At 73.9% G+C, this 22,144-nt stretch carries 21 protein-coding genes; 12 read left to right on the forward strand and 9 right to left on the reverse strand.

Annotated elements, in window-relative coordinates:
- Positions 1–100 precede the first annotated feature (100 nt).
- From KPL57_RS36035 to KPL57_RS36060, 6 genes are all read left to right on the forward strand, one after another.
- On the forward strand, positions 101–946 hold the full coding sequence (locus KPL57_RS36035) for a 3-hydroxybutyryl-CoA dehydrogenase (protein WP_100880817.1): 846 nt from the start codon (positions 101–103) through the stop codon (positions 944–946).
- A 129-nt stretch (positions 947–1,075) separates the two neighbouring features.
- Positions 1,076–3,235: a molybdopterin-dependent oxidoreductase gene (locus KPL57_RS36040; protein ID WP_226355015.1), complete on the forward strand. Its 2,160-nt coding sequence runs from the start codon at positions 1,076–1,078 to the stop codon at positions 3,233–3,235.
- Positions 3,236–3,317: 82 nt separating this feature from the next.
- Positions 3,318–3,632: a ferredoxin gene (fdxA, locus tag KPL57_RS36045; protein WP_226355016.1), complete on the forward strand. Its 315-nt coding sequence runs from the start codon at positions 3,318–3,320 to the stop codon at positions 3,630–3,632.
- Positions 3,629–4,603 carry an NAD(P)/FAD-dependent oxidoreductase gene (locus KPL57_RS36050; protein WP_226355017.1) on the forward strand — a complete coding sequence of 325 codons (975 nt, stop codon included), beginning with the start codon at positions 3,629–3,631 and terminating at the stop codon, positions 4,601–4,603. Before fdxA ends, KPL57_RS36050 begins: the two co-directional genes overlap by 4 nt.
- Positions 4,600–5,070 carry a CBS domain-containing protein gene (locus KPL57_RS36055; protein WP_226355018.1) on the forward strand — a complete coding sequence of 157 codons (471 nt, stop codon included), beginning with the start codon at positions 4,600–4,602 and terminating at the stop codon, positions 5,068–5,070. Before KPL57_RS36050 ends, KPL57_RS36055 begins: the two co-directional genes overlap by 4 nt.
- A gap of 22 nt (positions 5,071–5,092) precedes the next feature.
- On the forward strand, positions 5,093–6,028 hold the full coding sequence (locus tag KPL57_RS36060; RefSeq protein WP_226355019.1) for a helix-turn-helix domain-containing protein: 936 nt from the start codon (positions 5,093–5,095) through the stop codon (positions 6,026–6,028).
- 8 nt (positions 6,029–6,036) lie between these two features.
- Here the strand turns inward: KPL57_RS36060 and KPL57_RS36065 are convergent, their stop codons facing one another.
- Both KPL57_RS36065 and KPL57_RS36070 read right to left on the reverse strand, forming a co-directional pair.
- Positions 6,037–7,593 (reverse strand): class I adenylate-forming enzyme family protein, encoded by a 1,557-nt coding sequence (locus tag KPL57_RS36065; protein ID WP_226355020.1) that lies wholly within the window; start codon positions 7,591–7,593, stop codon positions 6,037–6,039.
- A 19-nt stretch (positions 7,594–7,612) separates the two neighbouring features.
- On the reverse strand, positions 7,613–8,263 hold the full coding sequence (locus tag KPL57_RS36070) for a nitroreductase family protein (RefSeq protein WP_226355021.1): 651 nt from the start codon (positions 8,261–8,263) through the stop codon (positions 7,613–7,615).
- Positions 8,264–8,349: 86 nt separating this feature from the next.
- Here KPL57_RS36070 and KPL57_RS36075 point away from each other — a divergent pair, with 86 nt between their 5' ends.
- Together KPL57_RS36075 and KPL57_RS36080 are read left to right on the forward strand one after the other, a co-directional pair.
- Positions 8,350–10,227, forward strand: coding sequence for an NAD(P)/FAD-dependent oxidoreductase (locus KPL57_RS36075; protein WP_226355022.1), 1,878 nt, complete (start codon positions 8,350–8,352; stop codon positions 10,225–10,227).
- Entirely contained in the window at positions 10,224–10,841 is a 618-nt protein-coding gene (locus KPL57_RS36080; protein ID WP_226355023.1) for a TetR/AcrR family transcriptional regulator, read from the forward strand. Before KPL57_RS36075 ends, KPL57_RS36080 begins: the two co-directional genes overlap by 4 nt.
- 22 nt (positions 10,842–10,863) lie before the next feature.
- Here KPL57_RS36080 and KPL57_RS36085 read toward each other — a convergent pair whose 3' ends face one another.
- Entirely contained in the window at positions 10,864–11,673 is an 810-nt protein-coding gene (locus KPL57_RS36085) for an alpha/beta fold hydrolase (protein ID WP_226355024.1), read from the reverse strand.
- Between the two features lie 34 nt (positions 11,674–11,707).
- Positions 11,708–13,180, reverse strand: coding sequence for an NAD(P)/FAD-dependent oxidoreductase (locus tag KPL57_RS36090; protein WP_226355025.1), 1,473 nt, complete (start codon positions 13,178–13,180; stop codon positions 11,708–11,710).
- A gap of 141 nt (positions 13,181–13,321) precedes the next feature.
- Here KPL57_RS36090 and KPL57_RS36095 point away from each other — a divergent pair, with 141 nt between their 5' ends.
- Entirely contained in the window at positions 13,322–15,043 is a 1,722-nt protein-coding gene (locus KPL57_RS36095; RefSeq protein WP_226355026.1) for a sigma-54-dependent Fis family transcriptional regulator, read from the forward strand.
- A 10-nt stretch (positions 15,044–15,053) separates the two neighbouring features.
- Here KPL57_RS36095 and KPL57_RS36100 read toward each other — a convergent pair whose 3' ends face one another.
- Entirely contained in the window at positions 15,054–15,944 is an 891-nt protein-coding gene (locus KPL57_RS36100) for an alpha/beta fold hydrolase (RefSeq protein ID WP_226355027.1), read from the reverse strand.
- 38 nt (positions 15,945–15,982) lie between these two features.
- Here KPL57_RS36100 and KPL57_RS36105 point away from each other — a divergent pair, with 38 nt between their 5' ends.
- Complete coding sequence (locus tag KPL57_RS36105) at positions 15,983–16,414, forward strand: hypothetical protein (protein WP_226355028.1); 432 nt, start codon at positions 15,983–15,985, stop codon at positions 16,412–16,414.
- Between the two features lie 47 nt (positions 16,415–16,461).
- Here the strand turns inward: KPL57_RS36105 and KPL57_RS36110 are convergent, their stop codons facing one another.
- Positions 16,462–17,535: a tartrate dehydrogenase gene (locus KPL57_RS36110; protein ID WP_226355029.1), complete on the reverse strand. Its 1,074-nt coding sequence runs from the start codon at positions 17,533–17,535 to the stop codon at positions 16,462–16,464.
- 104 nt (positions 17,536–17,639) lie between these two features.
- On the opposite strand from KPL57_RS36110, the gene KPL57_RS36115 reads away from it, so the two are divergent.
- The gene (locus KPL57_RS36115; protein ID WP_226355030.1) at positions 17,640–18,578 is read left to right on the forward strand and encodes a LysR family transcriptional regulator; all 939 of its coding nucleotides are present in this window, start codon (positions 17,640–17,642) and stop codon (positions 18,576–18,578) included.
- Here KPL57_RS36115 and KPL57_RS36120 read toward each other — a convergent pair.
- Genes KPL57_RS36120 through KPL57_RS36130 form a run of 3 tightly spaced genes read right to left on the reverse strand, consistent with a single transcriptional unit; the run spans position 18,535 to position 20,730 of the window.
- Positions 18,535–19,239: a TIGR02206 family membrane protein gene (locus tag KPL57_RS36120; protein ID WP_226355031.1), complete on the reverse strand. Its 705-nt coding sequence runs from the start codon at positions 19,237–19,239 to the stop codon at positions 18,535–18,537. The genes KPL57_RS36115 and KPL57_RS36120 overlap by 44 nt on opposite strands.
- Before the next feature lie 7 nt (positions 19,240–19,246).
- Positions 19,247–19,714, reverse strand: a complete 468-nt coding sequence (locus KPL57_RS36125) for a cupin domain-containing protein (RefSeq protein WP_226355032.1) — start codon at positions 19,712–19,714, stop codon at positions 19,247–19,249.
- A 14-nt stretch (positions 19,715–19,728) separates the two neighbouring features.
- Positions 19,729–20,730 carry a DUF808 domain-containing protein gene (locus KPL57_RS36130; protein ID WP_226355033.1) on the reverse strand — a complete coding sequence of 334 codons (1,002 nt, stop codon included), beginning with the start codon at positions 20,728–20,730 and terminating at the stop codon, positions 19,729–19,731.
- A 133-nt stretch (positions 20,731–20,863) separates the two neighbouring features.
- On the opposite strand from KPL57_RS36130, the gene KPL57_RS36135 reads away from it, so the two are divergent.
- Positions 20,864–22,141: a cytochrome P450 gene (locus tag KPL57_RS36135; RefSeq protein WP_226355034.1), complete on the forward strand. Its 1,278-nt coding sequence runs from the start codon at positions 20,864–20,866 to the stop codon at positions 22,139–22,141.
- Positions 22,142–22,144: the final 3 nt, after the last annotated feature.

The following is a 22,144-nucleotide window of genomic DNA, read 5'->3' on the forward strand; positions in this document are numbered from 1 at the left end:
GTCGTCGCGCCGGGTTGTGCCCCGCCCCCCGCCGACGGAAGTCTCGATGGTTCGACCGCGTCCCGGAGATCCCGGGACGCGCAGAGGGAACGAGGTGCTCATGGAGCGCGTAGGCGTCGTCGGCTGCGGTCAGATGGGATCCGGGATCGCGGAGGTCGCGGCACGGGCCGGGTACGGGGTGCGGGTCGTCGAGACCTCCGCCGCCGCGGTGGAGGCGGGCCGGGCCCGCCTGGAGTCGTCGCTGGCCCGGGCGGAGAAGCGCGGCCGGATCGACTCCGCCGAGGAGGTCCTGACCCGCCTCGAGGTCGTCGAGGGGCTGGACGCGCTGGCCGACCGGGAGCTCGTCGTCGAGGCGATCGCCGAGGACGAGGCGCTCAAGACCGGCGTCTTCCGGGAGCTGGACCGGCTCGTCACCGACACCGGTGCGGTGCTGGCGTCGAACACGTCGTCCATCCCGATCATGAAGCTGGCGGTGGCGACGAAGCGGCCCGAGCAGGTCGTCGGCATCCACTTCTTCAACCCGGTGCCGGTGCTGTCGCTGGTCGAGCTCGTCCCGAGCCTGATGACCTCCGAGGACACCCTGGCCCGGGCGCGGAGCTTCGTCTCCGACGGCCTGGGCAAGAAGGCGATCGACTGCCAGGACCGCGCCGGCTTCGTCGTCAACGCGCTGCTGGTGCCGTTCCTGCTGTCGGCGATCCGGATGATGGAGTCCGGCTTCGCCACCGCCGAGGACATCGACGAGGGCCTGGTCCGCGGCTGTGCGCACCCGCAGGGCCCGCTCGCGCTGTCCGACCTGATCGGCCTGGACACCGTGCAGGCCGTCGCGGAGTCGATGTACGCGGAGTTCAAGGAGCCGCTGTACGCGCCGCCGCCGCTGCTGGCCCGGATGGTCGACGCCGGCCTGCTCGGCAAGAAGACCGGGCGGGGCTTCCACACCTACGCCTGACCGGGCGTCCCGGGGGGCGCGATTGTGCTCCCCGGGACAACGTCAGTGCTCCTGGTGCCAAGACCGGCGCGCGGCAGGCGACGAGTCTCGTGGGCGACGCCATCCCACCACGAGGCGAGGAGCACCCCCATGACCGCGACGCACGAGGCCCCGGCCACGCCGCTGACCGAGAAGGTGGTCAAGGCCGCCTGTCCGCAGGACTGTCCGGACACCTGCGCGATGCTGGTGACCGTCGACGGCTCGGGAACGGCGACCTCGGTCGTCGGCGACCCGGACCACCCGTACACCAACGGCGGCCTCTGCGTGAAGGTCAACAACTATCTCGACCGCGTGTACGACCCGGGCCGCGTGCTGTTCCCGATGCGCCGGACCGGGCCCAAGGGCAGCGGCCGCTTCGAGCGGATCACCTGGGACGACGCCGTCACCGAGATCGCCACCCGCTTCAAGGCCATCGCCGACGAGCACGGCCCCGAGGCGATCATGCCGGTCAGCTACCTGGGCACCCAGGGCATCCTGAACGGCCTCAACGTCGGCGACCCCTTCTTCGCGAAGCTGGGCGCCACCGTCGCCGAGCGCACCTACTGCGACTCCGGCTCCTGCACCGCCTACGCCATGACCATCGGCGACACCGCCGGGGTGGACCCGGAGAGCCTCGTGCACTCCAAGTTCATCCTGGTGTGGGCCTGCAACATCATGAGCACCAACCTGCACCTCTGGCCCTACATCGCGAAGGCGAAGAAGAACGGCGCGAAGGTCGTGGTCGTCGACCCGATCCGCACCCGCACCGCGGCCGCCGCGGACCAGCACATCGCGATCCGCCCCGGCACCGACGGCGCGCTCGCGCTGGCCATGGCGCACGTGATCATCGCCGAGGGCCTCACCGACGACGACTACATCGCGAACCACACCGTCGGCTACGACGAGTTCGCCGAGCGCGTCTCCCGCTACACCCCCGAGTGGGCCGAGACCGAGACCGGCGTGCCCGCCGAGACCATCCGGGTGCTCGCCCGCGAGTACGCCGGTGCGCAGCCGTCGGTCATCCGGATCGGCGTCGCCGTCGAGCGGCACGCCGGCGGTGGCCAGACCGTGCGCGCCCTGTCCTGCCTGCCCGGCCTCGTCGGCGCCTGGCGCAAGCCCGGCGGCGGCATCCTGCAGCTGCCGCTGTGGGCGTTCCCCGTCAACTGGGGCGCCTTCATGCACCCGGAGATGCTCACCCCCGGCACCCGGGTCATCAACCAGTACCGGCTCGGTGCCGCGCTCGCCGGTGACCTGCCCGCCGGCCCGCCGATCAAGGGCCTGATGGTCTACAACTCCAACCCGGTCGTCACGACGCCCGACCAGGACCGGCTGATCAAGGGCCTGGAGAGCGAGGACCTGTTCACCGTCGTGTCGGAGCAGTTCATGACCGACACCGCGGAGTACGCCGACATCGTCCTGCCGGCCACGACGCAGCTCGAGCAGGACGACATCATGTTCTCCTGGGGCCACCTGTTCGTGACCTACAACCACCAGTCCATCGAGCCGCTGGGCGAGGCCGTCCCGAACACCGAGATGTTCCGCAGGCTCGCCGCCGCGATGGGCTTCGACGACCCGGTCTTCCAGCGCACCGACGAGGAGATGATCGCCGAGGCGTTCGACTGGTCCCACCCGCACATGGAGGGGATCACCGTCGAGTCGCTGAAGGAGCAGGGCTGGCAGCGGCTCAACGTGGCCCCGCCTGAGGCCTACGCCCCGCACGCCGAGGGGAACTTCCCGACGCCGTCGGGCAAGGCCGAGTTCGTCTCCGCCGCCGCGGCGGGTGGCAACTTCGTCGTCCCGCTGTTCCGGCAGGGTTCCAACGACCACCAGCCCGGCCAGCCGGTCGACCCGCTGCCGCACTACATCCCGCCGCGCGAGTCCGCCGCGTCCGACCCGGAGCTCGCCGCCCGCTACCCGCTCAACCTGCTCACGCCCAAGTCGCACGCGTTCCTGAACTCGAGCTTCGGCAGCCACGAGTTCCACCGCCGCGTCGCGAACGAGCACACCCTGATCATCCACCCCGACGACGCCGCCGCCCGCGGCATCGCCGAGGGGTCGCCGGTGCGCGTGTTCAACGACCGGGGCGAGTTCACCGTCGTCGCGTCGCTGCAGGACACCGTGTCCCGCGGGGTCGTGGTGAGCCCGATGGGCGGCTGGCGCAAGAACTCCAAGGCCGGCGCCACCCTGGCCGCGGTCAACCCGACCGTGTTCGGCGACCTGGGCAACGCGCCCACGTTCTCCGACACGCTCGTCGAGGTCGAGACCGCCTGAGTCGCACGGCCCGGCCGGATCGCCCTTCTCGGCCCGGCCGGGCCGTGCCCCACCCTGACCGTCCACATCGGAGGAAATACTCGTGGCCTACGTCGTCACCGAGGCCTGCATCGACATCCAGGACCGCTCCTGCATGGAGGAGTGTCCGGTCGACTGCATCTACCCCGGCGAGCGGATGATGTACATCCACCCCGACGAGTGCGTCGACTGCGGCAAGTGCATGCCCGCCTGCCCCAGCGAGGCCATCCACTGGGAGCACAAGATGCCCGCGGACCTGCTCCCGTTCGTCGACGCCAACGCGGCGTTCGTGCGCGAGCAGGGGTTCTCCGGTGGTGGCGAGGACGCCGACCCGGCAGACAGCGACCACCCACTGGTCACGCAGCGGAAGCCGCGATGACCGCGGAGCTCACGGCCGACCTGGTCGTCGTCGGCGCCGGGCCCACCGGCCTCTACGCCACCTACTACGCCGGCTTCCGCGGCCTGTCCGTGGTCGTCGTCGACGCCCTGGACCAGCTGGGCGGGCAGATGTCGGTGCTCTACCCGGAGAAGCCGGTCTTCGACGTCGCGGGCTTCCCCCGGGTCCGCGCGCAGGACCTCGTCGACTCGCTCGTCGAGCAGGCCGCGCTGGCCGAGCCGACCTACCTTCTCGGTCACGACGCCACCGTCCTGGAGCAGTTCGACGACGGGGTCGCCGTCACCACCGACCGCGGCGTACGGATCCGGGCCGGGGCGCTGCTGGTCACCGGCGGGATGGGCCGGTTCACCCCGCGCCCGCTCCCGGCCGGTGGCGACTACGCGGGCCGCGGGCTGCGCTACGCGGTCCCGCGCCCGGCCGAGCTGACCGGCAAGGACGTGCTGATCGTCGGCGGCGGGGACTCGGCCGTGGACTGGGCGCTGTGCCTGGAGCCGCTCGCGGCGTCGGTGACCCTGGTGCACCGCCGCGACGCGTTCCGCGCGCACGAGCGCAGCGTCACCGAGCTGCGCGCCTCGTCGGTACGGCTGCTGACCCCCTACGAGGTGCACGACGTCCGCGGCGACGGCCGCGTCTCCGAGGTCGACGTGTCCGGCCCGGACGGCGTCGAGACCCTGCGGGTCGACGAGATCGTCGCCGCGCTGGGGTTCAAGGCCGACCTCGCGGCGCTGTCGAGCTGGGGGATCGGGATGAGCCGCCGGCACATCGCCGTCGACCGGTCGATGCGCACGACGCTGCCCCGGGTGTTCGCGGCCGGGGACATCACCGACTTCGAGGGCAAGGTCCGGCTGATCTCGGTCGGTTTCGGCGAGGCCGCGCTGGCGGTCAACAACCTCGTCCCGCTGGTGCGCCCCGACCTCCCGGTGGTGCCCGGACACTCGAGCGACGCGGCATGACCGGCGCGGTGCCCGACCGGTCCGGGGTGGGGTGGGTCCCCGGCAGCACCGGCGCGGCGATGATCGGGCACCCCCGGACGTGCGGGCGCACCACCACGGTGCACCAGGCCCGGGAGGTGTTCCGCGACGACCACGTGCACGCGCTGCTCGTCGTCGACCGGGGTGTGCTGCTGGCCGTGGTGGAGCGCGGCGACCTCGCCGGCCGTCCCGCCGCGGCGCCGATCCGCTGGCTCGGCACCCTGGCCGGGCGCACCGTCGCCCCCACCGCGCCGGCGACCGCGACGCGCGACCGGATGCGGGCCGACGGGCGCAGGCGGCTCGCCGTCGTCGACGGGCACGGCAGGCTGCTCGGCCTGCTCTGCCTCAAGCGGTCCGGGGCCGGCTTCTGCACGGACGAGGGGGTGCGGGCCCGGGCGGCCGAACGTGCCGCGCGACGACGTCCTCACATCGGAGCAACACGTTCGTGACGTGGACGTGCCATGCTCGGGTATGGCATTGGTCACGATCGACACCACCACCGTGGCCGAGACCGACCGGCTGGACTTCTGGCGCGCGACGGTGTGCGACCAGTTCGTCGCGCTGGACGTGACACCGTCCACCACCGGGTTGGTCTCCGGACGGGTCACCGCCTCGTCGGTGGCCGGTACGCATCTGCGGCGGATCTCCTCGGTTCCACACCGCTTCGACAGGACGATACGCCAGGTTCGTGCCGCAGACGAGGACTATCTGCAGATCGCGCTGGCCCGCCGTGGCCGCACACTCGTCGCGCAGGACGGGCGGGAGGCGGTGATCGGCCCCGGCGAGTTCGTGATCTACGACAGCAGCAGGCCGTTCACCTTCGTCACCACCGACAGCTTCGAGTACCAGGTCTGCCTGCATCCCAAGAGCGCGCTGCCGCTGTCCCGGGCGGAGATGGCCGAGGCCACCGCGGTCGCCCTCGACGGCCGTCGCGGCGTCGGCGCGATGCTGCCGCCGCTGCTGTCCTCGCTGGACCGGGCGATCGGCGACGACGTCCCCCTGGCCGCGCAGGAGGCCGTCGCGCGGACCATCGGGGACGTGTTCGTCGCGCTGGTCCGCAGCACCGTGCCCGCGTCCGCGCCGGAGAACCTGCACGTCGCGCGGGCCCGCGGGCACATCCGCGAGCACATCACCGACCGCGACCTCGACCCCGCGGGCGTCGCCGCCGCCTGCGCGATCTCGGTGAGCTACCTGCACAAGCTGTTCGCCGAGGAGGGCACCACGGTGGCCGGGGCCATCCGCGAGGAACGCCTGCAGGGCGCGTGGACCGACCTGCGCCGCCCCGAGCTCGCCCACGTCGGGGTCGGCGCGGTCGGCGCCCGCTGGGGGATGCCGGACCCGGCCGCGTTCAGCCGGGCCTTCCGGGCGCGCTTCGGGCGGTCCCCGAAGGCGCACCGGGAGTCCTGACCGGCCGGTCAGGACCGTGCGGGCTCCGTCGTGCGCAGGCGGCGCTTGAGGATCTTGCCCTGCGGGTCGACCGGCAGCTCGGACACCAGGTGGACCGCCTTGGGCACCTTGTAGGCGGCGAGCCGGGCCCGGCAGTGCGCGACGAGCTCCTCGGCGGTGGGCTCGCAGCCCTGCCGGGCCACGACGAAGGCGGTGACGGCCTCGGACCAGTACGGGTCGGGCAGCCCCACCACGGCGGCACGCTCCACGCCCGCGTGCTCGTGCACCACCCGCTCGACCTCCTGCGACGACACGTTCATGCCGCCGGTCTTGATCATGTCCTTGAGCCGGTCGTGGAAGAACAGGTTCCCGTCGGCGTCGATCCGCACCATGTCGCCGGTGCGCACCCAGCCGTCGCGGAAGACGGCGGCGGTGCGCTCGGGGTCGTCCAGGTAGCCGAGCATCGCCGACGGCGAGCGGCAGATCAGCTCACCCACCTCGGCGTCGTGGTCCTCGGCGTCCACGACCCGGATCTCCAGGTGGGTGACCGGCTTCCCGATCCAGGTCGGGTCGCCGTCCGGGACGTCGTCGAGGGTCCGGAAGAAGCCGACCGTGCCGAGCTGGGACAGCTCGGACTGCCCCCAGTAGGTGCCCCACAGGACCTCGGGCGCGGCCGCCGACCACGCGTCGATCACGTGCGGCGGGATCTGCCCGCCGTAGGTCATGCAGCGCCGCACCTGGCCGACGGTGTCCGGGCCGAAGCCGTCCTGGGCGGACAGCGCGATGTAGAACGTGGGGGTCTGCGCGATCACCGTGACCCGCTCGCGCCCGATCACCGCGAGCGCCGTCGCGGGGTCGGCGCTCGACGGGAGCACAAGGGTGGCTCCCATCAGGGTCAGGCTGGTCATCGACCCGAGCCCGGCGATCGTGTGGAACGGCATCACGAACAGCCAGGTGTCGCGCGGCCCGGTGTCCAGGCCCCAGCCCCAGGCAGGGGCGGTGGACGCGAGGTAGTTGCGGTGCGGGATCAGCACGCCCTTCGGGGCGGCCTCGGTGCCGGAGGTGTAGACGATCAGGGCGACGTCGTTCTCGTCGAGGTCCACCTCCGGCTCGGTGGCGGGCTGCGCGGCGAGCAGTGCGTCCAGCTCCGCGCCGTAGCCGAGCCGGTCGACCCCGGCGGGCCGGGCCGCGTCGACGACGGGGGCGAACGCGTCGTCGGCGAGCACCAGCGCCGCACCGCTGTGCCCGAGCTGGTGGGCCACCTCGGCCTCCCGGTAGAGCGGGTTGACGCCGGTGAATGCGGCGCCGATCTTCAGCGCGCCGTAGTAGGCGGCCACCACGTCGACCGCGTTGCGCGCCATCGACGCGATCCGGCCGCCGCGCCCGATCCCCCGGGCGGTGAACAGCTGCGCGAAGCGGTTCGCGCGCTCGTCGAGCTCGCGGTAGGTGGTCTCGGAGCGGACGCCCGCGGCGTCGTAGGCGACGAACGCGATCTTGTCCGGCCGGGTGCGCGCGTGCCGGCGGAGCTGGTCGCCGATGGTCGCGCGGCCCAGGAGCGTGCGGTGGTGCGGGGCGAGGTCGGCCACGGTCTCCTCCGGTGCCCGGTCAGACGCCGGCGGCGGCGAAGAACGGACGGCCGTAGGTCTCGGCCGAGACGATGTCCTCCACGGGGCTGCGGGTCAGCGACGAGGGGAAGCCCTTCCCCGGGTACCCCACCGCGACGTGCGCGGCGGTGAGCACCCCGTCCGGGATCTCCAGCAGCTCGCGGACGGCCGCCTCGTGGTGGCAGAGCAGCGTGGTCACCGCGGAGCCGACGCCCTGGTCGCGCAGCGCGAGGCAGAAGTTCTGCACGGTCGGGTAGATCGACGCGCCGCCGACCACCGACACCCGGTCCAGCTCCAGGTCGGTCGGGTGCAGCCCGTCGATCTCCGCGCAGACGACGACGATCGCGGGCACGGTCGCGAGGTTCTCGGCGAAGTGGTCGGCGTCGCGGACGGTCCTCGGCAGCGCACCGACGTTCACGGTGCCGTCGCCGATCCCGCCCAGGTAGGCCTTCCACATCGGCAGGTAGAGGTCGGCGAGCGCCTGCTTGCGGGCGGTGTCGCGCACGACGACCCAGCGGACCGGCTGGCGGTTGCCGCCCTGCGGGCCGAACCGGGCGACGTCGAAGGCCCGGCGCAGCACCGCGTCCGGTACCGGGTCGGCGGTGAAGTACCGGCAGGTCCCCACGGTGCGCATCGCCTCGGTCAGCTCCATCGCCAACTCCTACCTATCTGTGGTTAGGTTCTGGAGCGGATAGTGGTGTGACCCCGTGCACATGTCAAGCGACCGAGGAGGACGACGTGGCCTCGACCGACCCGGAGCTGCTGCGCGCTCTGGAACACGCGAACCTGCCCTCGCTCGTCCCGGTGCTCCACCAGCTGACCGGCGACCGCCGCTGGCTGCGCGACCCGTACCGGCCCACCCGCAGCCGGGGGATGGACGACAACGACCCCGGGGGGTTCGCCCCCGAGGTCGCCGCGGAGATCCGCGAGGCGGTCGCCGAGGCGGTCGCCGCGCACGACGCGGGCCGCCCGCCCGCGGTGCCCGCCCCGACCGGTGAGGCCCTGCGCGAGCTGCTGGAGCTGGCCAACGGCGAGCCCGTCCCGCCGGAGTACGCCGAGATGCTCGCCGAGGACATGGGTTTCGCCCCCGCCCCGGTCCGCGTCGCGCCGGACACCGACATCGACGCCGTGGTCATCGGGGCGGGCGTCTCCGGGATGCTCGCCGCGATCAAGCTGGCCGAGGCCGGGATCGCCCACGTCGTCCTGGAGAAGAACGACGACGTCGGCGGCGGGTGGTACGAGAACACCTACCCGGGGGCCGGCGTCGACACCCCGAGCCACCTGTACTCCTACTCGTTCCACCCGCGGGACTGGAGCACCCACTTCGGCAAGCGGGACGAGGTCCAGGCCTACCTGCGCGACGTCGCGGACACCCACGGGCTGCGCGAGCGGATCCGGTTCGGCACCGAGGTCGTCGGGGCCGACTGGGACGACGAGCGCGGCACCTGGACCACCCGCACCGCCGACGGTGCCGTGTTCACCTCCCGGATCCTGGTCAGCGCCACGGGCGCGCTGAACCGGCCGCGGGTCCCGGACATCCCCGGGCTCGACACGTTCGCAGGCCCGGCGTTCCACACCGCGCAGTGGCCGGCCGACCTCGACCTCGACGGCAGGCGGGTCGCCGTCGTCGGGGCGGGGGCGAGCGCGATGCAGGTCGTGCCCGCGATCGCCGGCCGCGTGCGGGAGCTGACCGTGTTCCAGCGCTCGCCGCAGTGGGTCGCGCCCAACGACGTCTACTTCACCCCGGTCGACCCGGCCGTCGCGCTGCTCATGGCGCGGGTGCCGTTCTACCGCCGCTGGTACCGGGCCCGGCTGGCCTGGAACTTCAACGACCGGGTGCACCCGAGCCTGCAGGTGGACCCGGAGTGGGAGCACCCGCAGCGGTCGGTGAACGCCGTCAACGACGCCCACCGCCGGGTGTTCACCCGCTACCTGGAGTCCGAGCTGGACGGCCGCCCGGACCTCGTCGAGAAGGCGCTGCCCACCTATCCGCCGTTCGGTAAGCGGATGCTGCTGGACAACGGCTGGTACCGGGCGCTGCGCCGGGACGACGTCACGCTCGTGACCGAGGGGGTCGCCGAGGTCACCCCGACCGGGCTGCGCGGCGACCGCGGCACCGAGGTGGAGGCCGACGTCGTCGTCCTCGCCACCGGGTTCCACACCCACCGCTACCTGTGGCCGATCGAGATCCGCGGCCGCGACGGCGTCCGGCTCGCCGACGTGTGGGGGCCCGAGGACGCGCGCGCCCACCTGGGCATCACCGTCCCCGGCTTCCCGAACCTGTTCGTGACCTGCGGCCCGGGCACCGTGCTGGGGCACGGCGGCAGCTACATCACCATCGCCGAGTGCCAGGTCCGCTACCTGGTCGACCTGGTCGTCACGATGGCGGAGCGGGGGCTGCGCACCGTCGAGGTCCGCCCCGAGGTCGAGGCCGAGTGGACCCGGCGGCACGACGAGGCGCACGCCCGGATGCTGTGGACCCACCCGGGGATGACGAACTGGTACCGCAACGCCGCGGGCCGGGTGGTGTGCACGATGCCGTGGCGGATCGTCGACTATTGGCGGATGACCCGCACCGCCGACCTCGCCGACTTCCGGGCCGGGGCCGCACGGTGACCGCCCCGGACCGGATCCCGCAGCCCGCGGCCCGGCGCAAGCGGACCACCGAGCGCCGGGCCGAGATCGTCCGGGCCGCCGCCCGGATCTTCGCCGACCAGGGCTACGCGCAGGTCGGGATGCGCGACATCGCCGACGCGATCGGCATCCGCGGGGCGAGCCTCTACCACCACTTCCGGTCCAAGGAGGAGATCCTCTACGCGATCTGCCTGACCGTGACCCGGGAGCCGGTGGAGGAGAACCTGCCCCTGCTCGACGCGGCCGGGACCCCCGCCGAGCGGCTGGCCGAGCTGGTCCGTGCGCACGTCCGACACCTGCTGCGCCGGCGCACCGAGTACCTCGTGGGCCTGCACGAGCGCGCGGCGCTGACCCCGGAGCACCGCGCCGAGATCGACGCCCACGTGCGGCTCTACCACCGCCGCGTCCGCGACGTGCTCGCCGCCGGCATGCGCGGCGGCGAGCTGCGGGAGACCGACCCGACGCTGGCCGCGCTCGGGCTGCTCGACATGCTGAACGGGGTGAGCGGCTGGATCCGCGGGGAGTCCGACGCCGACGCCGACGAGGTCGTCGCGGCGCACACGGCGCTGCTGTTCGACGGCCTGCGGGTCCGCTGACCCCCCCGCGGGTCCGACCCCGTCAGACGCGCTGCCCGCCCAGGAACCCGGTGACGAGCTTGGAGATGTCGTCGGGCCGCTCGATGTGCATGCCGTGGCTCGACCCCGGTCCGCCGACCAGCTCGAACGTCGCACCCGGGATCGCGTCGGCGACCGCGCGGGACTGCCACGGCGGGGTCAGCAGGTCCTGCTCCCCGACGAGGACGAGCGTCGGCGCGGTGATCCCGCCGAGCCGGTCGAGCGTGTCGTGGACCAGGTCGGCGTCCCACTGCTCGACGGTCACCTGCATCTGCGCCTCGTTCTGCGGGAACGCCGGGAGCATCGGCTCCAGCATCGCCGCGAAGTCCGGGTGGTCGAGCAGCTGCGGGGAGAACGCCAGGCCCGAGGTGGCCAGCGCGGACTCCATGTCGCGGTGCACGTAGGGCAGCCGCAGCGCGCTGAGCACCGAGCGCTGGAAGCCGTCGCACCGTCCCCAGGTGCACAGCAGCACCGCGGACGCGACCTGCTCGGGGCGGGTCAGCGCCATCTCCTGCGCGACCGCGGACCCGAGCGACCAGCCGAGCACGTGTGCCCGCGGGATCTCCAGGGCGTCGAGCAGCGCGGAGGTGTCCGCGGCCATCGACCCGACGCTGATCGGGCCGGCGCCGCGGTCGCTGCCGCCCAGGCCCCGGTTGTCGAAGGTGATCACACGGTGGGTCTCGGCGAGCCGGGACGCGAGCTCGCCCCACAGCGGGATCGCGCCGGACGTCCCCATGATCATGAGCAGTGGGTCGCCGTCGCCTGCGGTCTCGTAGTTCAGCTCGACGCCGGTGGACACGGGGATGCGGGGCACGGTGGGTCTCCTCGGGGTGTGCGGTCGGTCGGGGTCAGCGGTACTGCAGGCCGTCGTCGAGGTCGGCCTTCGGCAGCTCGACCCGGTCGACGTCGTGCTCGTGCATGTGGGTCCAGGGCTCGCGGTCGCCCTGCCCGAACATGCGGTGCTGGGAGCGTCCGATGTAGCCGGGGTTGAAGTTGTCCTCCGAGACCCACGGCAGCCGCGGCATGTCGGCGTCCTGCTCCCGCAGCGTGGGCACGACGACCCGGTCCCCGCGCTCGTCCATGCGCGCCAGGATGCGGCCGATCAGGTCGTTGACCAGGTCGATCCGCAGCGTCCAGCTGTGCCGGAAGTAGCCGAAGGCGTAGGCCATGTTCGGGATGTCGCTGATCATCAGACCGCGCCAGGTGACGTGCCGGGTGAAGTCGACCGGCTCGCCGTCGACGGTGAAGGGGATGTCGCCGAACACCGCCAGGTCGAAGCCCGTCGCGGTGACGACGACGTCGGCCTCGATCACCTCGCCGGAGGAGACCTGCACGCCCTTCTCGGTGAACTCGGAGATGGTGTCGGTGACGACCGAGGCCTTCCCCTCGCGCATCGCGGCGAAGAAGTCGCCGTCGGGCACGAACGCGATGCGCTGCTGCCACGGCCGGTAGCGGGGGACGAAGTGCTTCTCGACGTCGGTGCCCTCGGGCAGCAGCGGCCGGATGGACTCGACCAGGAACTCGTGCAGCGCGTCCGGGTCGTCGCGGCCGGTGGTCGCCAGCCAGTCGAGCTGCTGGACGTAGGTGCGGCGCAGGATCTCGTGGGTCCACTCGCCGGGCAGGTCGAGCGGCTCCAGCATCGTCGCGAGCTCGTGCACGGTCGGCGCCGGGAACCAGTACGACGGCGAGCGCTGCAGCATCGTCACGTGCCCGGCGGTCGCGGCCGTCGCCGGGACGACCGTCGCCGCGGTCGCGCCGGACCCGATGACCAGCACCTTCTTCCCCGTGACGTCGAGGTCCGACGGCCAGGACTGCGGGTGCACGACCGTCCCGGCGAAGCGCTCGGTGCCCGGCCACTCCGGGGTGTAGGGCTCGTCGTGGTTGTAGTAGCCCTGGCACATCCACAGGAACGACGCGGTCATCCGCAGGGTCTCGCCGGTGTCGGTGCGCGTCACCTCCGCGGTCCACCGGTTCTCCTCCGACGACCAGCTCAGCGCGGTGACGCGGTGGTGGTAGCGGATGTGCCCGGCGAGGTCGTCCTCGTCGATGACCTCGTGGAGGTAGGACAGGATCTCCCCGCCCGCGGCGATCGACGGTCCCTTCCACGGCTTGTGCCGGTAGCCGTAGGTGAACAGGTCGCTGTCCGAGCGGGCACCGGGGAAGCGGTGCGTCCACCAGGTCCCACCGGGGGCGTCCTGGGCCTCCAGCAGCACGAAGCTCCGCTCCGGGAACTCCTCCCGCAGCCGGTGCGCGGCGCCGATGCCGGACACCCCGGCCCCGACGATCAGGACGTCGACGTGCTCGGTGGTCGTGGCGGCCATGGGGGTCCTCCCGGTGCAGGGGTGACGACGGTCACCCGACGCTAGGTCGGACCGGGCGTCCCACGGGTGTCCGAACTTCGGACAGCGACAGGTGTTGACCGGTGACGCATCATGTGATGACGAGCACAGAGAGGTGCGTCGATGGGGGATCTGCTCGCACGCCGCCGCGAGCTCGTGTCCGCGCGGGCCGAGCTGCTCGACCGGCCCGACGTCGCGCTGCCCGGCGTGCCCGGCCACGTCGTCGCGTCGTGGCGGCGCAGCATCGCGGGCGGGGTGGACCCGGCGATGATCGTGAACCGGTTCCACCCCGACCTCGACACCGGCTCCCGGCTGGTCCGCTGCGCGCGCCCGGTGATGGAGCAGCTGGTCGAGCAGGTCGCCGGGATCGGGGTGTGCGTCGCGCTCACCGACCACCGGGCCCGGCTGCTGGTGCGGCTGGACACCGACGCGGTGATCGCCCGGTCCGCGGACGTCAACGCGTTCGCCGCCGGGTTCGGCTACGCCGAGGGCGCGGTGGGCACCAACGGCGTCGGGACCGTGCTGGAGTCCGGCCGGCCGGTGCACATCGTCGGCGCCGAGCACTTCGTCGAGCAGCTCCACGACTACGCCTGCGCCGGCGCCCCGGTGCGCGACCCGGCGACCGGGCGGATCGAGGCGGTGCTCGACCTGTCCTGCCGCGCCGAGCACTCCTCGCCGCTGCTGCTGTCGCTGGTGCGCTCCGCGGCCGCCCGCATCTCCGACGCCCTGCTGCACGACCGCGACCCCGCCCAGCAGGCCCTGTTCGACGCCTACGCCCGCACCGAGTCCCGCACCCGGCGGGCGGTGCTCGCCGTCGGGCGCCGCACGGTGCTGGCGAACACCGCGATGCAGACCCTGCTCGACGCGGGCGACCACGCCGCGCTCACCGACCACGCCCGGTTCCTGCTGCTCCGCGGGCCCGGCGTCGACGACCGGGTGGACCTGCCGTCGGGGACGCGGGCCCGGCTGCGCGGCGCGGTCGTCCCGGTCGGCGGGTCGGTCGCCGGCCTGGTGGCGGTGGTGACGCTGCTGCGCGAGCCCGACGGCGGCGGCCCCGCCGGACCGGTCGCGGCGACCCCGCGGCCCGACGCCGACGGGGTGAGCCCGGCCTGGCGGGCGGCGCGGGCCGCCGTCGCCGGGGCGCTGGGGGCGGGGGAACCGCTGCTGGTCACCGGCGAGCCCGGCTCCGGCCGGGCGCGGCTGGTCACGGACTCCTGGCCCGGCCCGGTGGTCGAGGTCGGCCCGGACGACGACGGCGCCGACCTCGACGACCGCGTCCGGCGGGCCGGGCAGCGGGCGCTGGTGTTGCTGCGCGACCTCGACCGGCGCGACGCCGGGGTGCCGCCCGCCGTCGCGCGCGGGGACCTGCCGACGGCCGGCACCCGCGCGGACACCGCCGTCCCCGACCCCGTCCGCGACGCCGTGCTGGCCCGGTTCCGGGTGTCGGTGCCGGTCCCGCCGCTGCGCGGCCGCCCCGGTGACCTCCCCGGCCTGGTCGCCGCGCTGCTCACCGAGCTCGCCCCCGGCCGCGACGTGCGGCTGTCCGCCGGGGCGCTGCGGACGGTGAGCAGGCACCCGTGGCCGGGGAACGTGACCGAGCTGCGCGACGCGCTGACCGCGGCCCTGGGCCGGCGGCCGGTGGGTGTGGTCGAGGCGACCGACCTGCCCGAGTCCTGCCAGAGCGCACCGTCCGGGACGCTGCGGGCGGTGGACCGGGCCGAGCGGGACGCGATCGTCGCCGCGCTGCGCGACACCGGCGGGAACCGGGCCGCCGCTGCCGCGGCGCTGGGGGTGGCCCGGTCGACGCTCTACCGGAAGATCGCGCAGTACCGGATCACGGACTGAGCGGCCCGCATCACCTCGTCAGGAACGCGGCGAGCTCCCGCGCCACCTCCTCGGGGCGCTCCTCGGGCAGGTAGTGGTCGGCGTCCAGGGCCGTCCCGTGCACGTCCGTGGCGTAGCCGGTCCACACCGCGGGGACGTCGTAGGACCGACCGACGAAGGAGTGCGCGCCCCACAGCGCCAGCAGCGGCGCGGTCACCCGCCGGTCGGCGTCCGCGCCGTCGTGGACGCGGTCGATCCCGGCCGCGGCGCGGTAGTCGGCGCACGACGCGGCGATCGAGGCCGGGTCGGCGAAGCAGCGGACGTACTCGGCGACGGCGCGGTCGTCGAACGGGGTGCCGCCGTGGTGGCGCGACCGCATCCGGGCGGTGATCCAGAACTCCGGGTCGCCCCCGATGAGCCGCTCCGGGATCCCGGCCGGGGCGGTGAGGAAGAACCAGTGCCAGTAGCCCAGCCCGAGCCCGGCGTCGGCGGTGTCGAACGCGTGCCGGGTCGGGACGATGTCGAGCACCGCCAGCGCCGACACCGCGTCCGGTGCGTCGAGGGCCAGCCGGTGCGCGACCCGGCCGCCGCGGTCGTGCCCGGCGACGGCGAACCGGTCGAACCCGAGCTCCCGCATGACGGTGAGCTGGTCGGCGGCCATGGCGCGCTTGGCGTAGGCGGCGTCGTCCGGGCCCGGGGGCGGCTTGGCGCTGTCGCCGTAGCCGCGCAGGTCGGTCGCGACGACGGTGAACCGGTCGGCGAGCAACGGCGCGACCCGGTGCCAGATCGCGTGGGTCTGCGGGTAGCCGTGCAGGAGCAGCAGCGGCGGCCCGGATCCGCCGATCACGGTGTGCACCGCCGTCCCCGCCGCGTCGACCGTGCGGGCGGTGAACGGGGCGGGCAGCAGGGTCCGCGGGCTCATCGCGCCGGACCCCCGCGGGCTGGGGTAGGACGGGCGGCATGCCGCTGCCGGGCCCCGTGCCGACCGACCCCGTGCCGACCGACCCCGTGCCGACCGACCCCGTGCCGACCGACCCCGTGCGACCCGACGCGGGGCTGCCGGACACCGTGCTGCTCTGGGACGCCGACGAGGTCGCCGACCCGCCTCCGGAGCCCTGCTGCCTGGCCGGGACCGCGCCGGGCGACCGGGCCGTGGTCTACCGCACCGGGCCGGGCGGCGGCGTGACGGCGCTGTTCGCGTTCACCGGTCCCGCCGAGCCGCACCCCGGCGGACGGCACGCGGCGGGCGTCGTCGTGCCGGTCGGACGGCCGGTGCCGCGGGCCGAGCTGCTGGCCGACCCGGTGCTCGCGCCGGTGTTCCGGCACCTGCGCGGCCGTCGCAGGCTGCCGCCCGACGCGGCCCGTCGCCTGGTCGCGCTCCTCGCGGGCTGAGCCGCGACGCCCGGCCGCCGCGGCGCACCGGCCGGGGCCGGACGGGCTCATCCCCGCACGACCTCGGCGATCGCCGCGCCCAGCTCGGCGGTCGTCGCGGTGCCGCCCAGGTCCGGGGTGACGGTCGCGCCGCCCCGCCCGACGACGTCCTCGACCGCGGCCAGCACGGCCGCCGCCGCCTCGTGCTCGCCGAGGTGCTCCAGCATCATCGACCCGCACCAGATCTGGCCGACCGGGTTCGCGACGCCCTTCCCGGCGATGTCCGGTGCGGACCCGTGCACCGGCTCGAACAGGCTCGGGAACTCCCGCTCCGGGTTGATGTTCGCGCTCGGCGCGATGCCGATCGTCCCGGTGCAGGCCGGTCCGAGGTCGGACAGGATGTCGCCGAACAGGTTGCTGGCGACCACGACGTCGAACCGCTCCGGGCTCATCACGAACCGCGCCGCGAGGATGTCGATGTGGGAGGAGTCGACGTCGACGTCGGGGTACTGCGCCGCCATCGCCGCGACCCGCTCGTCCCAGTAGGGCATGGTGATCGCGATGCCGTTGGACTTCGTCGCCGAGGTCAGGTGCCGGTTCGGGTGCCGCCGCGCGAGCTCGAAGGCGTAGCGCAGGATCCGGTCGACGCCGGTGCGCGTCATGACGGTCTCCTGGATCACGACCTCGCGGTCGGTGCCCTCGAACATCCGCCCGCCCACCGACGAGTACTCGCCCTCGGTGTTCTCCCGGACGATCAGCATGTCGATGTCGCCGTGGGAGCGGCCGGCGAGCGGGGCGGCGACGCCGGGCAGCAGCCGGGCCGGGCGCAGGTTGACGTACTGGTCGAAGTGACGGCGGAACTGCAGCAGGCTGCCCCACAGCGACACGTGGTCGGGCAGCACCTCGGGCCACCCGACGGCGCCGAAGAACAACGCGTCGAAGCCGCGCAGCTGCTCGAACCAGTCCTCGGGCAGCATCGTGCCGTGCTCGAGCCAGTGGTCGGCGCTCGCGAAGCCGAACTCGGTGAACTCCAGCCCGATCCCGAACCGCTCCGCGGCCGCGGTCAGCACACGGACGCCCTCCGGGACGACCTCCTTGCCGATCCCGTCGCCCGGGATGACGGCGATGCGGTGCGCGGTCATGTCGTGTCCTCCTCGACTCGGTTGCTTCTATCCTGATCGGCGAACCGGGCGCGGTGAACCGTCGTCCGGGCCGGACAGTCTTTCCGCAGGGGAAAGGAGCAGGCGTGGAGCTGCCCGAGTTCGACGACCTGCGCTTCTTCGCCGGGGTCGCCGCCGCGGGCACGCTGACCGAGGTGGCGCGCCAGTGGGGTGTGTCGGTGTCGGCGGTCAGCAAGCGGCTCGCCCGCCTGGAACGACGCCTGGGCGTGCGCCTGGTCAACCGGTCCACCCGGCGTCTCACCCTGACCGACGAGGGCCGCCGCTACGCCGAGGGCGCCCGCGACGTGCTGGGCCGGATCGACGACCTGGAGGACGAGATCGGCCGTCGTCGCTCGGGGCTGCACGGGCGGATCGCGGTGCACTCGTCGATGGGGTTCGGCCGGGCGCACGTCGCGCCGCTGCTCGGCACGTTCGAGGCGGCCAACCCGGACCTGCGCATCGACCTGGAGCTGTCGCACCTGCCGGTCGCGGTCGGCGGCTCCGGCTACGACTTCGCGGTGCGCGTCGGACCGCTGCCCGACTCGCGGCTGCACGCCCGGGTGCTGCACCGCAACCGGCGCGTGGTGTGTGCGGCGCCGTCGTACCTGGGGCGCCGCGGGGCCCCGCGCACCCCCGCCGACCTGGCCGGACACGACTGCATCGTGATCCGGGAGAACGACACCGCCTACGCCCACTGGCGCTTCGGGACCGACGCCGACGCCGCCGGGGTCCGCGTGACGGGCGCGATGACCTGCAACGACGGCGAGGTCGCGACGGCGTGGTGCCGGGCCGGGCGCGGGCTGGTGATGCGCTCGCTGTGGCAGGTCGCGCCGCTGATCGCGTCGGGGGAGCTGGTGCAGGTGCTGGCGGACATCCCGACCCCGTCGGCGGACCTGCTGGCGGTGCACGGGGCCGACCCGCCCCGGCGGGTCCGCGCGGTGCTCGACCACCTCGTCGACGGGCTGGCGGAGCGGCTGCCGGTCAGGCCGGTTCCCGCTCCCGCCGCCGCGTCCACGGCCACGTGATCACCGCCCATCCCACCGCGACCAGCACGAACTCGACGACCAGGTAGACCGGCCACGGGCCCAACAGGTCCAGCGCGGAGGCGTTGGTCGGCTTGTGGGCGAGGAAGCCGTAGTTGGTGCCCGCCGCCAGGTTGAACGGCAGCACCACCGCCGCCCAGGCGATCGTGGCCGCCAGCGTCACGCCCATCCCGCGCCAGGTCGGCCGCACCCCGGCGCCCCAGGTCAGGTACACCGCGGCCCAGGTCACCAGCAGGTGCAGCGCCCAGAAGTGCAGGAACGCGACGTGCGGGAAGTCGGGGGAGTCGGTCGCCGGGGTGAGCAGCGCCTGCGGGGTCAGCGTGAGACCCCAGTAGTACAGCGGCGCGCACGCCCACCAGCGCCGTGTCCACAGGGCGACCGCGGCGGTGACCCAGGACAGGTCCGAGAGCTGCAGCGGCAGCGAGATGTGCACGTCGAAGGTCTGCGGGGTCAGCAGCCGCAGCTGCAGCGGCACCAGCAGCACGACGACCACGACGGCGAACGCCCGCGAGACGCGCAGCTCGGCGGGGGTGCCGCGCAGCCGTCGTCCCAGGGCCACCAGCGCGACGGCGCCGAGGACCCCGACGGTCAGCGCGGCCCAGTGGGTCGCGCCGTAGGGCACGAAGACGCCGGTGTCTCCCATCGCCCGATCATGACGGACCGGGCAGCGCCGCGAGCAACCGCCACAGCGGGCGCTGCACCGCGTCGGGGATCCCGGCGAGGGAGAAGTCCAGGTCGTGGGCGACGTTGAGCCGCGCGAGGCGGCGCAGCGGCGGCAGCCGCCCGGCCGTCGCCAGGATCCGGAACTGCTCCTCCAGGGACCCGGCGGGGGTCTCGACGGTGCGCACGCGCACCGGGCCGTCGCTCCCGTTGTCGAACGAGTGCGTGACGCCGGGCGGCACCACGATCCCGTCGCCGGGGTGAAGCAGGCTCGTCCAGCCCCCGACCCGTACCCGCAGGACGCCCTCGAGCACGGTGAACGACTCGGTGGCGCCCCGGTGCCGGTGCGGCGGGGGACCGGCCACCCCGGGCGGGACGACGGCCTCGAACTCGAAGGCCGGGGCGCCGCTGTGCAGCACGTCGATGGTCTCGCCGGACGGCATCTCGATGCGGCTCACGGCGGCCTCCCGGGTCAGGCGCCGGCGGTCCCGGCGGTCTCGGCGGTGTCGTCGGTGTCGTCGGTGTCGTCGGTGTCGTTCTTCTTCCGCTTCGGGATCAGGTGCGCCACGGCGACGATCACCGCGCCGACGACGACCCCGAGGATCGCCGAGCCGACGGTGTTGGTGAGCCAGCCCAGGAACCCGCCCAGCGCACCGGTCGCGTCGGCGACGGCCACCTCCAGATGGTGCACCAGGTCGTAGATCGGGGAGAAGCCCAGCTCGTCCATCCCGACGAGCAGGATGTGCCCGCCGACCCACAGCATCGCCGCGACGCCGACGACCGACAGCGTCGTCAGCACGATCGGCATGGCCTTCACCAGCCCGCGCCCGAACGACGCGACGGGGCCGGAGCCGCGCTTCGCCAGGGCCAGGCCGGCGTCGTCCATCTTCACGATGAGCGCGACCGCGCCGTAGACGAGCGCGGTGATCGCGACGGCGACGACGGCCAGGATGACCGCCCGGGCGACGATGCCCTCGCTCGCGACCTCGTTCAGCGCGATGACCATGATCTCGGCGGACAGGATGAAGTCGGTGCGCACGGCACCGGAGACGACCCGGCGCTCGTTCTCCGCCGGGTCCGCGGCGACCTTCTCGTCGCGCTCCTCGGGGTGCTCGGAGTGGCCGGAGAAGTACTCCCAGAGCTTCTCCGCGCCCTCGTAGGCCAGGTAGCAGCCGCCGACCATCAGGATCGGGGTCAGCAGCCACGGCGCGAACTGGGACAGGATCAGCGCGACCGGCAGGATGAACACGATCTTGTTGCGCAGCGAGCCCTTGGCGATCCGCCAGATGATCGACAGCTCGCGCTCGGGCTTGAGGCCCTGGACGTAGCGGGGGGTGACCGCGGCGTCGTCGACGACCACACCCGCGGCCTTGGCCCCGGCGCGCCCGGCGGCCCCGGCGACGTCGTCGAGGGAGGCCGTCGTCAGGCGCACCAGCGCCGCGACGTCGTCGAGCAGGGCGAACAGTCCGCTCACCGGGTCACCGTCCGTTGCATGGCCGAATCCGTGCGCACGCGCGGAGCCTACGGGGAGAGCGGGACGAACGGGACCGAACCTGCACGATCGCGGGGCTTGACCGTGCCGCGACGGCACGGTGTCGACTGTCCGCATGGCAGAGCACACGACCACCACCCCGGCTGCGGCGACCTCCGGGCCGGACACCGTGGACCCGTCGGACCCGGTCGCCGCCTTCTCGGGGATGCGCGAGGTGGCCGCGGCCGTCGAGATCCCGCTGGAGGTGCCCGGCCGGCCGACCCAGCAGGGGCTGATGGTGACCCGGCACGCCGAGGTCCGCGCGATGCTCACCGACGACCGCTTCCGGCACGACGCCGCCGCGGTGCCGGAGGCGGAGAACTTCCTGCGCAACGCCCAGACCGGCCTGATCGGGCTGCCCGAGGACCTCGACCTGCTCCGCCGTCCGATGCTGGGCCGCGACGGCGAGGACCACGCGCGGCTGCGCCGGCTGGTGTCCCGGGCGTTCACGGTGCGCCGGGTGAACGGGCTGCGCCCCCGGGTCGGGGCGATCGTGGACGGCCTGCTCGACGACGTCGCCGCGGCCGGTGCCGACGGCACCCCGGTCGACCTGGTGGAGGCGCTGGCCTACCCGGTGCCGATCGCGGTCATCTGCGAGCTCGTCGGCGTGCCGGAGGCCGACCGGGACCGCTGGCGGGAGTTCGCCCGGCTGCTGATCCAGCCCGACCCCGGGCGGATGCCCGACGTCGCCCGGGGGATGGTCGCCCACGTCCGGGACCTGATCGGGGCCCGTCGCCGGGAGCCGGCCGACGACCTGCTGTCCGGGCTGGTCGCGGCACACGACGAGGACGGCGACCGGCTCTCGGAGCAGGAGCTCGTCGACATGACGGTGAACCTGACCGTCGCCGGGTTCGAGACGACCGCGCACGTGCTGGCCAAGGGCACCCTCGCGCTGCTCAGCCGCCCGGACGAGCTCGCCGCGCTGCGGGCCGACCCGCAGCTGTGGCCGACGGCGGTGCACGAGCTGGTCCGCACCTGCGGCCCGATCCCGGCCGGTGCCCCGCGCTACGCGGCCGAGGACCTGGAGATCGCCGGGACGTCGGTGCCCGCCGGGACCGCGGTGCTGCCCGGCCTGCTGCCGGCGAACTTCGACCCGCGCGTCGTCGACCGGCCCGACGAGCTGGACGTGCGCCGTGACCCCGGCCGCGGCGAGGGGCACCTCGGGTTCGGGCACGGTGCGCACTACTGCCTCGGCGCCGCGCTGGCCCGACAGGAGGTCGAGGTCGTGCTGTCGGCGCTGGTCACGCGCTTCCCGGGGCTCCGGCTCGCCGAACCGGCGGACGGCCCGTCGCGGCTGGGGTTCGAGCGGCTGCCCGCCCTGCCCGTCCACGTCGACCGTCCGCCGGCGGAGTAGACG

It is taken from the genome of Pseudonocardia sp. ICBG601 (genome assembly GCF_020496245.1).